The sequence below is a fragment of the Anaeromyxobacter sp. genome, from assembly GCA_016718565.1.
In the GTDB taxonomy this organism is placed as follows: Bacteria; Myxococcota; Myxococcia; order Myxococcales; family Anaeromyxobacteraceae; genus JADKCZ01.
Window position 1 is genome coordinate 450,822 of sequence record JADKCZ010000001.1, and the last position, 12,379, is coordinate 463,200.

Below are 12,379 nucleotides of genomic sequence, written 5' to 3' on the forward strand. Positions count from 1 at the left end.
GATGACGTTTCGATCCGGTGTTTCGATCCGATGTTGCGATTCTCGAGGACAGCGCCACGAGGTGCGACAGGGTCGCGACAAGCCGGGTGCGCATGCCGCCGAGGCATCGAGAACGCCAATGAATCCGGGATAGGCCGCGCGCGGCGGCACGTCGCAACCCAGCATCAGCTCCGTGGCACTGCGCCATTGTCGTAGGTGGAACCTGGGGCAATGCACGCAAATGTTCGCTTCGCCGTCATTGGCTGGTGCGGCTATTCACCGGTGCAACGGGGCCGTAGATTCCCACCATCGGATTTGGACCGGCCGCATGACCCGAGGGGGGTCCGGCGTGCTCCGAAGCCGCCAACCGGGAGGGAAGCGAACATGCGAACCACGAGGGGTCTCTTGCTTTCAGGTGTGGTGCTTCTCGCGGCGGTGGGGCCCTCGGCTCCGTCCGCAGCGCCGGAGCGCGCCACGGAGCAGCTCAAGGCGGCCAGGCTCGACCAGGCGACCTACGCCTGGCGCCTCAGCGGCGCCAGGGTCACCAAGGCCAGCGCGCCGGTGCGGACGCCGCAGGGCCTGCTGGTCACTGACTACACGGTGGAAGCCCGGGCCACCGGTACCGCCGCCAGCAACCCGGTTCGGAAGGCCACCTTCGTCTTCACCGGCACGGTCTTCTCCCCGTTCGCCGACCGGCCCGGCCAGAAGGCCGGCCAGTGGTACCTGCACGGCTCCTGGACCATCACCGGCGCGGGGGCTGATCCCTCCTTGCTCAAGGGGCGCCACAACCCGTTCGTGGCCGAGGGAAACCTCGACGCCGCGCTCGCCGCCAACCCCGCCGAGCAGGGCGCGCTGCCCGTTCAGGCGGCCGTGGTCCTCGAGCCGTCGCAGGTCGGTGGCCGCTGGACCCGCGGGACCGGCACCTTCGTCGGCAACGGCCGGCTCGAGGGCGTGCTCAAGGCCGACGTGACCCTCCACCCCACCATGACCTCGGCGGTGCAGTGATGAGCCCCGCCAGAATCGTACCCCCCGGAGAGACCCGCACCATGAAGCTCACCCACCTCGCATCCGCCCTCGCGGCGCTCGCCTTCGCGGCCGGTGCGGCCCTCGCCGACGTCCCGGGCCGGACGCCGCCCACCGGCTTCGTCCCAAACCCGGGCACGCAGACGCAGGAGCTGAGCAACATCACGCCGCACGGGGGCGTCTACAACGTCTTCGACTCACCGTTCTTCTGCGCCAGCTGCCACGGCGGCACCATCGACGCGAGCGTGAGCCACTACGGCAACTGGTCCGGCTCCAACATGGCCAACTCCGGCCGCGACCCGTTCTTCCGGGCCAACAACCTGGTGGTCAACTCCGACGCCTACTACATCACCGAGGCGCTGCTCGGCCCCGGCCAGGGCGTCAACGGCGTGGGCAACATCTGCTGGCGCTGCCACAGCCCCAACGGCTGGTACTCCTCTCGCCTCGACGAGACCCTGGGCGGCCGGATCGACGCCACCACCGTCCAGCAGTCGATGGTGGCCTCGACCGACATGCAGGGAATCTCCTGCGAGTTCTGCCACCGCACCATCGGCAACGTGACCCAGCAGCGGGCCGGCCTCGACCCGGCCGACCCGGCCTGGAAGCTGCTGGCCGGCGCCACCGACTGGCCGCACGCCGGCAACGCGTACCCGGAGGGCCCGGTGGCCGGCCTGCCCTACGGCGACACCACCTTCCAGTTCACCGACAGCCGCATCTACCAGGCCGACCTGGCGGGCAACACCCTCATCTTCTGGAACGACGTCCCGAGCTTCAAGGCGGGCTTCATCACCGATCCGGCGGCGCCGCTCGGCACCTACACCGGCCAGACCTACGGCATCTACCCGAACAACTACGACGGTCCGCGCCGCGCCACCCCCACCGGCATGCCCAAGTACAACTCGCTCGACCAGGAGATCGTCTACCTGCCGGACGGCCGCGCCAAGACGCAGTTCGAGGTCGGCATCTCCGGGCCGCCGGTGCTCGACCCGGTCACCGGGCTGCCGGTGCTCGACCCGGTCAGCGGGCTCGAGATCGTCGATCACCTCGAGCAGTCGCTCTCGCCGCGCCACGGCACCCACGTCGGCGCCGGCGCGGAGGCCAACGGCCATAGCGCCGATACCGGCAACGTGCCCTACCGCTACGTGGTGACCGCCGAGATGTGTGGCAGCTGCCACGACCTCACCGTCCCCACCCTCAACAGCGGCATGCCGGAGCAGCGCACCTACACCGAGTGGTTCTACTCGGACTACGGCACCGGCCGGCCCGGCAACATCATCTGCCAGGACTGCCACATGGGTGAGACCGCCCACGAGTACAAGGACGGCTTCACCGACGCGCTGACGGGCGAGGGGACGTACAAGGCCGACCCTGCCAAGGCCGGCTTCTTCCCGTACGCCAAGGAGCGGCCGCTCTCCGCCGTGCACCGCTTCAGCCCGGCCAACCGCGACCTCGCGCCCATCCTCAAGTACCTCAACCCGGACGTGGACATGGAGGCGACCGGCAGGCAGACGGGCCGCGACACCCGCACCGAGATCGGCGTGGTCTCCGGCCGCGACCGGGCCTGGGACCGCCACGAGCAGTACGGCAACCAGAAGATCCGCGATGCGGCCACCATTCAGATCACGCAGCAGCCGACGCTGGTGGTCGGCCAGACCGACATCTACGAGGTGAAGGTCCTGGTCACCAACCTGACCGGCCACGCGCTCCCCTCCGGCTACCCGGACGGCCGCCGCGCCTTCATCACGCTGAACGTGCGCGACGCGTCGAACAGCCTGGTCTACCAGAGCGGCAGCTACGACGAGGCCACCGCACACCTCACCAACGGCATGGGCGCCGCCACCCTGACCCGCGCCCACACCCCGCTCATCGACGCCACCGTCCAGAACCGCGTCATGCTCTACGAGAAGCGGACGGGCGCGCCCAACGGCGACGGCACCTTCACCATGGGTGAGAGCCTGCTGAACCCGGTCATCGTGTTCGACAACCGGCTCCGGCCGACCGGCTGGGAGGCGCCGGCCCTGGCCGCCGGCGTCCGCCTGGTGGACTACTCCGGCAGCGACACGGCCCTCACCCCGTTCGACGTCAACCCGGACCCGCTGCAGCCGCCCGGCAGCCAGGGGGGGCGCTACGAGGTCGGCCAGAGCACCGACACCGTCACCTACCGGTTCCAGTCGCCCACCGTGCCGACCCAGGCCGAGGCCCGGTTCTATTACCAGAGCCACACCCGGGACTTCGTCGAGTACCTGAAGGACCGGAACAACGAGGAGACCGCCAAGGACCTGGCCGGCGATCCGCTCCACCCGGCGCGCCCGAACACCCTGGGCGGTCCCCGCCCCGAGGGGACGCCCAGCATCCTCGAGCCCAACTATCCGAACACGCCGAACTACCTGGGGGCGCGGATCAACCTGGCCGGCCAGACCGACCTCGCCGGGCAGCCGCTCCAGGACAACTGGGGCAGCCTGGCGTACGCGGCCTGGAACGCCACCGGCCGCGGCGCCCCGGCGCTCATCGACGCCGACAGCACGGCCTACGCGGCGGCGCCGGCCGCCCCAGTGGTGACCGCCACCGCGGTGGACCAGTACTCCATCAACCTCAGTTGGCCGGCGGTCCCGGCCGCCGAGGGGTACCGCATCCAGGCCCGCTTCGGCACCGCCGCCGTGGACGGCCCCGGCGGCATCGCCCCGAGCCGCGGCCCGGTGGCCGTGGTCATCGGCGCCACCTCCTTCGTCCATGACGGCCTCAAGCCGGGCAAGACCTACGGCTACGAGGTGGCGGCCTTCAACGGCAAGGGCGAGACGCTGAGCGCGCTGGTCGAGGCCACCACGCCGGGCACCGTCCCGGCCACCCCGAGCCAGCTCGAGCTGGTGGGCGTGAGCGAGGCCTCGGTGGCGCTGCGGTGGAGGGACACCTCCACCGACGAGGTGAGCTGGATCGTCGAGCGGCAGGAGCTGCCAGACCCCTCCACCGGCGTCATCAGCGGCTATGCCGTGGTCGGCACGCCCGCCTCCGTCACCACGCCTGCCACCGGCGGCTGGGTGACCTTCACCGACGCCACCGCGAAGGCCGGCAGGGTCTACTCGTACCGGGTGGCCGCGGTGAACGCCTCGGGTCAGTCGCTCTACGCCTCCCCGGGTCCCCGTGAGGCGCGCACCAACCCGTACGCGCCCAATGGCCTCACCAGGACGCTGGCGACCAGGTTCTCGGTGACCCTCCGCTGGAACGACAACTCGGCGGCCGAGAGCGGCTTCGTGGTCGAGCGAAGCACCGACAACGTCACGTTCACCACGATCGCCACCAAGTCGCCCAATGCCCGGCTCCACGTCGCGACGGGGCTCACTCCCGGCACGACCTACTACTTCCGGGTGAGGGCGCTCAACGGCGCGGTGCGCTCCGCGCCGAGCCCGGTGCTCATCGCGGCCACGCTGCCGTAACGCCGATCCGGGCGGCGGGGGTGCCTCCGGGCGCCTCCGCCGCCTCTCCCGTTCTTCCCCAGCCGACGCAGAGGACGTTCCAAGCATGAGCAGCTCCTGGCCGCACGCAGCCGCACGCCGACTCGCCCTGGTCGCACTCCTCCCGCTGCTGGCCCCGAGTACGGGCGCCGCCGCAGCCGCGGAGGCGCCCGCGCAGCGGGGCGCACCGCCTGCAGGGCCGGCGACCTCGCAGGCCAAGGCCGCGGCGCCGAAGGCAGGTCGACCCGCTGCGGCGAGGCCGCCCCCCGTCAAGGGGGCTGCCAGGAAGGCGGCCGCCGCGGGCGAGGTGGTGGTGCTGCGGGTCAACGGCACGCCGATCACCAGGCGCGAGGTGGACCGCTTCGAGGCCCTGATCGTCTCGGGCAAGACCAGGCTGGAGCTGGACCAGATCAACGACGCCCTCACCAGCGGGCTGCTGCAGGAGCTGCGCCGGCATCCGGAACGGCGGGCCGAGGTGGTCAAGGCGGCCGGTGAGAAGCGGGCCAAGATCCTGGCGGAGTCGGGCCTGGAGGCCCGGCAGAAGGCGGTGGAGACCGCCCTGCTTCACGAGGAGGCGCTGAAGGCGCCACCGGTCGGCCTCGACGACCTGGTCGCCCGGGCCCTGGAGCGCAAGCGGGCCGAGTTCAAGACGGCCGAGGCCTACGGCAAGTCGCTCGCCGCGGCGGACCTGACCGAGGAGGAGCTGAAGGCCTTCACCCGGCGCGAGGTGCTCATCGCCGACCTGGTGGAGCGGCGCTTCGTGAGCGCCGTGACCATCCCCGACCAGGAGGTGGAGGCCTACTACCAGCAGCACCGCGACGGGTTCAAGACGATGGAGGAGAGCCGGCGCATGCACCAGGTGCTGGTGGGCCTGGGGATGAAGGCGGCCACCGCCGGGCAGAAGGCGGCGGCGGCTGGCAGGGCGGCCAGGCTCCGCGAGCGCATCGCCGCCGGGGAGCCGCTGGAGCAGGTGGCCAGGCAGGAGTCCTCCTGTCCGAGCGCGCCGCGGGGCGGCGACATCGGCTGGGTGGCCCGAGGCCAGATGCCCCCGCCGTTCGAGCGGGCGGCCTTCGGCCTGGCGGCCGGCGCCCTGAGCGAGGTGGTCGAGACGCCCATCGGCTACCACCTGCTGCGGGTGGACGAGGTCAAGGCGGCGGAGTTCGCGCCGCTGGCGCTGGCCGGCGAGAAGATCAGGGCGCACCTGCGCGCCCAGCGGGGGCGCGAGGCGGTGGAGCGGTGGCTGGCGGAGCGCAAGGCGCAGTCCTCCATCGAGGACGTCGCCGCCGCGCCTCCCGCCGCGCCCGCCCGCGCGGTGGTGGCCAAGTGAGCCCCCGAGCCCTGGTGGTGCTGGCCACCTGCCTCCTGGCGGGCTGCCAGGACCCGGCCGCGGCGCCGGCCGAGCGGGCCCTGGCCGAGGCCGAGGCCGCCCTGGCCGCGGCGCCCGCCGAGGCCGCCCGGCTGGTGCCGGAGCGGCACCGCGCCGCCGCCGAGGCGGTGGCGGCGGCGCGGGCCAGCCAGGCGGCCGGGCGCCACGCCGAGGCGCTGGCGGCGGCGCGGGTCGCCGCGGAGGCTGCCGTGGCGCTCGGCCCGGCCTGCGCCGAGCGGGCGGCGGCCCGGGAGCGAGAGCGGGGCGAGGCGGTCGCGAGCCTGGTGGAGACGCTGGGGGCGCTCGACGAGCTCTTCGCCGCGGTGGACGGGTCGGGGGGTCGGCTGCCCGGAACCGACCTGGCCGTGCTGGCGCGGGCTCGGGCCGACCACCAGGCGCTGCGGCGGGACTGGGCGGCGGCGCGGGGCGGTGGGGCCCCGGAGGAGGTCGCAGCCTTCTCGGCCCGGGCCGAGGCGGTGCTCGACCTGATCGGCTCGGCGCAGCCGGGCCCGGGCGGCGGGCGCCCGGGCTCCCCGAGCGGTGGGTAGGGATTTCGAGGCGAGTTCGCACGGTACGAATGGTGTCCACGAGGGAGGAACACATGAACTGGAACGGCAGGAGCGTGGCGATCTTGGTGGCGGCGGTGGCGTCCTTGGCGGTGGCCGGGTGCTCGACCGAGCAGGTGCCGGGCGAGGCGGGGCCCCCGCCGGCGTCGTTCGCCTTCAGCGGTACCGGGAGCCCGTCCAAGGGCTCGCTCTCCTTCGGCGGCGCCGGCAGCCGCCTCGGCCTGGTGGCGATCCCGATCGACGGCGACGGCAACTCGGCCACCGCTGCGGCCGGGACGGTCCAGCTCTTCGCCGATCCGACCGTGCCCGGCAACGTGGTGGCCGAGGCGGCCGGAGGGGTGCACCACCTGGCCGGCGGCTGCGTCGACGGCCTCTCGCTCCACGGCAACGTGGGGCTCCTCTCCAGCTTCCCGGAGCGACTGGTCAACGTCTACGCCCGGCTCGACAACGTCGCGCCGACCGGGTTCACCCTCTGCCCAGGGGTCAACGACCCCAACCCTGGCTTCCCGGAGCTGGCCGTCAACGCCGGGCTCGTCGCCTACCCGCAGCTGGACCAGGGCGTGAACACCTTCCCCGCCAGCGGCCTCTTCTGGTCCTTCGACCTCCCCTCCACTGCCGACTTCACCTTCCACGGCACCCTCCAGGCAGAGATCATGCCCCCCGCTCCGACCAACCTGCGGCTCAACGGCGCGCCGGCCAATGGCGCCACCGTGAGCGCCTCCGCCCCCTTCACGCTCACCTACGGGACGCTGACCTTCCCCGAGCTCAACCTCCACGGCGTGGTGATCGACAGCGCCCTGGCCGTCGTCTACAACCCGCCCGACCCGACCCCGGTGTTCGTGGCGGCCCCCCTGTTCGACCAGACCGGGCCCATCCCCTTCAACGCCGGGGACCTGGTGGCCGGCGTGCCGACCCGCATCGACGTCTACTACCTCTTCACCCTCGACGGGACCGTGCAGCGCGACGGCACGCAGGTCACGTCCGCGACCATCACCGTCACCCCCTGAGCCCGCACCGGAACCCGGAGGAGCACCCCATGAACGATCAGCACCCCGTGAAGCAGCACCAGGACGCGCCCGCGGAGCGGGCCGAGGCCACCGAGCGCCCTTCCGCCGGCGCCTACGAGCCGCCGCGAATCCTCTGCCGCCAGTCGCTGGAGCGGCTCACGCTCGCCTCCGCCTTCGACGGCGGCGGCAACTTCGGCGGCGGCGCGTTCGGCCGCAACTGAGGCCCGTGGTGGCGAGCGGACTGCTGGGCCGGCCCGCGGGCCGGCGCGCCCTGGCGCACCTGCTGGCGCTCTCGCTCTGCGCCTGCGGGCGTGGGGTGGACGCTCCCGACGTCGCCGCGCCGGTGCTCCAGGTGGCGCCGGCCTCCCTCTCCTTCACCACTTCGGAGGGAGGCCCCGACCCGGCGGCCCAGGAGGTTCAGGCCACTGGGTCGGGCGCCGGGGCCTTGGCGCTCCCGACCGTGACCGTCGGCTACGGCGCCGGGGCGGGGTGGCTCACGGCAACCGTCTCCGGTGCCGCGGCGCCGTTCGCCATCGCCGTGCGGCCCTCGACGGCCGGCCTGGCCGCCGGCAGCTACGCCGCCACGATCGCCGTCGCCTCGGCTGGGGCCTCGGGCTCGCCGCGCATCGTCGCGGTGGCGCTCACGGTGGCGCCCGCCGAGGCCGACCCGTGCGCCTTCACCACCCCCGGCGCCCGCTGGCTGGCCTACGTCTCGGACCAGGAGGCCGGGGCGTTCCACGTCCGGCTGCGGCGGGCCGACGGAGCTTGCGAGCGGGCCGTGACCACCGGCGCGGGCCAGGAGCTCTATCCGGCCTTCCGGCCCGGGGCGGGCGGGCAGTTGACCTACGTGGCCATCGGCGGCGGCCGGCAGCGGCTGGCGGTCCAGGCGGTCGAGGCGGCCTCGGCCTCCACGCTCGATCTGGGCGACGTCAACGCCTCGGCCCCGGCCTACTCCCGCGACGGCGCGCTGCTGGCCTTCGAGGCGACGCCCCTGGGGGGCCTCGACTCGGACCTCCAGGTGATTCCCGCCGACGGCGGGGCGCCGGTCACGGTGGCCGGCACGGCCGCCTCGGAGTCTGGGCCGGCCTGGGGGCCGGGGGGTGAGCTCTACTTCGTGAGGTCCGACGCGGCGGGGGGCTACGACGTCTGGGTGACCGACGTCACCGGCGCCGCGCCGACGCGGGTCACCACCGGCGCCGGCGTGATCGGCCGCCCCGCCGTCTCTGCGGACGGCACCAGGCTCGCATACGCCCGCCGCGGGCCCGGGCAGCAGCCGGAGACCGTCCTGCTGACCCTGGCCACCGGGCTCCTGGAGCTGGTCGGCGCGCCCGGCGACGCCGACCCGGCCTTCGACCCCGACGGCGGTCGCCTCGCGGTCTCCAGCACCCGCGCTGGTCTCGCCGACGTCCACCTGCTGGACCTCCAAGGCGGGCCGGACGTCCGGGTGACCGACGCGCCGGGTACCGAGGGGCTGCCGGCCTATGCGCCTTGACCCCGGCGCCGGCCGGAGCCTGCCGCCTCCGCGCGCTCCGGGGCGCCGCGCCCGCCCCACCGCGCAGGTGGCCCGGTGAGGCGGCTGGTGCTCTGGAGCCTCGCGGCGGCGACGCTCTTCTTCGGCGGCTGCTTCTGGCTGGTCTGGCGCCTGACCGGCGAGGCGGTCGACGCGCCTGCCCTGGAGCGGCCGGGGCGGCCTGCGCGCCCGCCCACGGCGGCGCCGGCCGAGGTCGCCCGGGAGGTGGTCGAGCCGGTGACCATCGCGCCAGGCGGGCCGACGGTGCCGCCGCCACCGCCCGACGCCGCGCCGAAGCCCGTGCCGTCGCCACCGGCCCCGTTGCCGGCCGCGCCACCTGCGACGCCGGAGCTGCGCGCCAGGGCGAGCTTGCAGGCGCTCGTCGAACCCTGCCGGGCACTCGGGAGGAGGCCTCGCTCGCGCCCCACCGTGCTCGCCGTGGTCCTCCAGCCAGAGGCCGATCGCATGCGGGTCCTGTCGTCGTCGGCGCTCTCCCGGGGCGACGCCAGCGCGGCGGTCCTTGGCTGCGCGCTCGAGGGGCTGGCCGGCCAGGTCGTCGAGGCCGCCGGGGCACGGCCCGGGCGCGCGGTGACCATCAGGGTCTCGTTCGTGCTCTGAGCCGCGTCGGCCGCGGCTGGCGGCGGCGCCCCTCCGGTCCCACGACGTCAGGCGTCGGCCAGGCGCTCCAGCAGCCGCCGCGCCACGGTGCGCCCGTTCGCGAGGAGGTCGAGCCCGAGCTCGGCGTGCCAGACCCGAGCACCGTCGGCCAGCGCCCCCAGCAGCGGCAGGTGCCCCTCGCCGCCCGGCAGGCCGCGAGTGGCCACCAGCGCCGATGACTCGAGCAGCGTGCCGAGCGCCTCGGCCGGCCCTGCGGGCGAGAGGTGGGTCTCGGGCTCGCGGGTGATGCGCGGCAGCAGGAGGTGTGCCGGGGCCGGGGCCTCCCAGCGGAACCGGCCGGGGAAAGCCGCCCCGGCGTCGAGCCGTCCCTTGCCGGCCATGGTCCGGTGGTCGCCTTCGAGCTGGTGCTCCAGGCCGACCGCCCGCGCCGAGGCGGGCGCCAGGTGGAACTCGCGCGGGAGGGCGAGCAGCCGGATCGCGCCGTCGCGGCGGCAGGCGAAGACGGTGTCGTCGCCCAGGTACTCGGCGCCGGCCGCCACCAGCGCGGTGGCCAGGGTGCTCTTGCCCGAGCCGGCCAGGGCGGGCACCAGCACGGTCCGCTCGCCCGCCAGCACCAGGCAGGCGGCGTGGAGGTGGAAGACCCCGCGGGCCCGGAGCGCTGTGGCCAGCGCGAACAGGGCGGGTACCTGCGCCAGGGCGTGCCGCGCCAGCGGCGTGCCGGCCGCCGCCGGATCGATCAGGCCGGCCACCCGCGGCAACACCAGGGCGCCCACGGTGTAGCGGGCGCCGGGCCAGCACAGCTCCACGGCGCCGCCCTCGATCCGGAGCGCCAGGTCGCCGAAGACGAAGGCCGGAGGATGTGCGATGGCCGGCGCCAGCTCTCCGGGACCCGCCGCCCGCGTCTCCACGAGCACATCGGCGGGGGCCTCCGGCGGCGCGCCCGGCAGGGTGGACAGCAGCCGCGCCATGGGATCGAAGTCGAGGCTCGACCGCGTCTCGACGACCAGGTGGTGGAAGCGGTGGCGGGGCACGGAGGTCGGACGGCGCGGCGGCGGGTGCGCCGTCGCCGGCCCTCAGGTGGGGAGCTCGATCAGCCCCTCGCTGGCCAGCTCGGCGAGGAGGGCCGAGACGTCGGCGCGGATCTGATCGGCGCCGGCGGCGGGGAAGCGGGAATGCAGCAGCTCCGCGAGGGCCTCCTGGGTCACTGCGGAGCCGTCGGCCAGCGCCTTCCAGGCAACGACGCCGGAGCCGTTGAGGGTGAAGTACTGCTTCGAGCCGAGGTGGAGCACCACGCCCGTGCCGTCTTTCAGCTCGGTGAGGATCGCCTCGGCGCTCGTCCGGATCGCGTTCTGGGGCCGCTCCATGGGAGCCGTCAGGGTAGCCGAATCGGCCGGCCATGCGAAGGCCACGCTGAAGCCGTCCTCGGGGCCCGGAGCGCCGATGGAGGGCCGCCCGTCCCGCTCCAGCCAGGCGTGGGCCGCCAGCTCGCCCCGCTCGTCGAGGCGCACCCCGATGACGAAGCGCACCTCCTGCCCCGCCGCCCGCAGCGCCGAGTAGCCAGCCAGCGAGCGCCACAGGCAGGTGGTCCGCCAGAAGGAGAGCGGGCGCATCATCCGGCCCACCAGCCGCTCCACCACCTCGCCGCGCGGGCCGGCCACCCCGCCGGGCCGCGCCTCGGCCTCCAGCTTCTCCAGCAGCGCTGGGAGCGAGCCCTTCCGCAGCATGAGCGGCAGCAGCAGCCGGTGGCGGAGGGCGGTGAGGGAGGTGCGAAGGGGGCCGGGGGGCATGGTCGGGGTCGGGGTCGGAGTCGGGTCGCCCTTCAACCTTCACCGCCCCGTCAGCAGCTTCACCACCCCGCGTACCGGGCGCCAGGCGTAGAGCAGCGGGAGGAGCGGCGAGGCCGGCGCCACACCGTAGCGCTGCGCCATGTACCGGCGCGAGGGGAAGATCATCCCCAGGCCGGCGGCGCCGCGGTACTCCACCAGCCGGACCCGCAGCGCGTCGAGCGGGCCCCAGATCCAGGACCAGGCCCGCGCCGCCCGCCCGTGCCCCCGCCGCGCCGCGTCCAGCAGCGCCAGCGACCAGGCCACTGAACCCCGCCCGTCGGCGTCGTAGCGGGCCGCCGTGAGCGCCGGATCGGCTCCGGCGGCAAGCAGGGCCGCCACGTCCGCCACGTGGCGCGGCAGGTGGCCGCAATCGGCCGAATGTTGAACCACCACGTGCCGGCAGAGCATCCCAAGCGCGTCCTCCCGGCAGGGCAGGCGCAGCCGGCCGTCCGGGTGCTCCACCAGCACCGACCGCGAGACCAGCGCCTCGAAGGTGGCGTCGGGCCCCTGGCAGGTGGGAAGGGTGGTGTGGAGCTCCAGCAGGGTCCGCGCCGGCCCCTGGAAGTTGGCGGTCCGGTGGAGCGCGGGGCTCACGGCCCCGCCGTCCAGTGCGGCCCCGCCGTAGTCGGGCAGCAGCGCGTCGGCGGTGAAGCCGGCCCCGCGCAGCGCGGCGCCCGCGGCGGGTAGGTCGGCGGCCCGCACCAGCAGATCCACGTCGTCGAAGTGCCGGCGGACCAGGTGCGCCGGGTCGTGCGCCTGGAACGCCAACCCCTTGAGCGCCAGCGAAATCACGCCGGCGGTCTCGAGGCAAGCCTGGGCGCGGGCAGCCGTCAGCAGCGTCAGCGAGGCCTGCACCGCCACCCTCTCGACCTCCTCGCGCAGCCGCTCCCCGGTCTCGCCCAGCTCCAACCCAGCGTCGAGTACGACCCGCGCCAGGAACCCAGCCGTCCGGGTGATCTGGGAGGCCTCGAGCAGGGTCGGCCAGCGCACGCCGCTCCGCGCCAGCGCCAGCGCGGCCTCATCACCACCGGCTTC

11 protein-coding genes are annotated in these 12,379 nt (G+C 74.5%); 8 read left to right on the plus strand and 3 right to left on the minus strand.

The features are described 5' to 3' along the window. Positions 1-396 precede the first annotated feature (396 nt). The 8 genes from IPO09_01965 (at position 397) to IPO09_02000 (ending at position 9,518) form a co-directional block, all read left to right on the plus strand. The gene (locus tag IPO09_01965) at positions 397-984 is read left to right on the plus strand and encodes a hypothetical protein (GenBank protein MBK9516117.1); all 588 of its coding nucleotides are present in this window, start codon (positions 397-399) and stop codon (positions 982-984) included. 41 nt (positions 985-1,025) lie between these two features. Beyond that, on the plus strand, positions 1,026-4,433 hold the full coding sequence (locus IPO09_01970; protein ID MBK9516118.1) for a fibronectin type III domain-containing protein: 3,408 nt from the start codon (positions 1,026-1,028) through the stop codon (positions 4,431-4,433). A 331-nt stretch (positions 4,434-4,764) separates the two neighbouring features. After that, positions 4,765-5,778 (plus strand): peptidylprolyl isomerase, encoded by a 1,014-nt coding sequence (locus IPO09_01975; GenBank protein ID MBK9516119.1) that lies wholly within the window; start codon positions 4,765-4,767, stop codon positions 5,776-5,778. Further along, positions 5,775-6,365: a hypothetical protein gene (locus IPO09_01980; protein MBK9516120.1), complete on the plus strand. Its 591-nt coding sequence runs from the start codon at positions 5,775-5,777 to the stop codon at positions 6,363-6,365. Before IPO09_01975 ends, IPO09_01980 begins: the two co-directional genes overlap by 4 nt. A 53-nt stretch (positions 6,366-6,418) precedes the next feature. After that, complete coding sequence (locus IPO09_01985; GenBank protein ID MBK9516121.1) at positions 6,419-7,390, plus strand: hypothetical protein; 972 nt, start codon at positions 6,419-6,421, stop codon at positions 7,388-7,390. Positions 7,391-7,419: 29 nt separating this feature from the next. Then, complete coding sequence (locus IPO09_01990; GenBank protein MBK9516122.1) at positions 7,420-7,611, plus strand: hypothetical protein; 192 nt, start codon at positions 7,420-7,422, stop codon at positions 7,609-7,611. A gap of 8 nt (positions 7,612-7,619) precedes the next feature. Continuing rightward, positions 7,620-8,882: a PD40 domain-containing protein gene (locus IPO09_01995; GenBank protein MBK9516123.1), complete on the plus strand. Its 1,263-nt coding sequence runs from the start codon at positions 7,620-7,622 to the stop codon at positions 8,880-8,882. Between the two features lie 87 nt (positions 8,883-8,969). Next, positions 8,970-9,518 (plus strand): hypothetical protein, encoded by a 549-nt coding sequence (locus tag IPO09_02000; protein MBK9516124.1) that lies wholly within the window; start codon positions 8,970-8,972, stop codon positions 9,516-9,518. A gap of 47 nt (positions 9,519-9,565) precedes the next feature. On the opposite strand, the gene IPO09_02005 is transcribed toward IPO09_02000, so the two are convergent. Genes IPO09_02005 through IPO09_02015 form a run of 3 tightly spaced genes read right to left on the minus strand, consistent with a single transcriptional unit; the run spans position 9,566 to position 12,334 of the window. Next, a complete protein-coding gene (locus IPO09_02005; protein MBK9516125.1) occupies positions 9,566-10,549 on the minus strand; it encodes a hypothetical protein in 984 nt (327 codons plus the stop codon). Positions 10,550-10,591: 42 nt separating this feature from the next. Further along, on the minus strand, positions 10,592-11,305 hold the full coding sequence (locus IPO09_02010) for a lasso peptide biosynthesis B2 protein (protein MBK9516126.1): 714 nt from the start codon (positions 11,303-11,305) through the stop codon (positions 10,592-10,594). Positions 11,306-11,344: 39 nt separating this feature from the next. Further along, entirely contained in the window at positions 11,345-12,334 is a 990-nt protein-coding gene (locus tag IPO09_02015) for a nucleotidyltransferase family protein (protein ID MBK9516127.1), read from the minus strand. Between the last annotated feature and the right edge of the window lie 45 nt (positions 12,335-12,379).

Coding starts and splice junctions, on each gene's coding strand:
- IPO09_01970 (MBK9516118.1), top strand. CDS start 1,026: ATGAAGCTCACCCACCTCGCATCCGCCCTCGCGGCGCTCGCCTTCGCG.
- IPO09_01985 (MBK9516121.1), top strand. CDS start 6,419: ATGAACTGGAACGGCAGGAGCGTGGCGATCTTGGTGGCGGCGGTGGCG.
- IPO09_01990 (MBK9516122.1), top strand. CDS start 7,420: ATGAACGATCAGCACCCCGTGAAGCAGCACCAGGACGCGCCCGCGGAG.
- IPO09_02010 (MBK9516126.1), bottom strand. CDS start 11,305: ATGCCCCCCGGCCCCCTTCGCACCTCCCTCACCGCCCTCCGCCACCGG.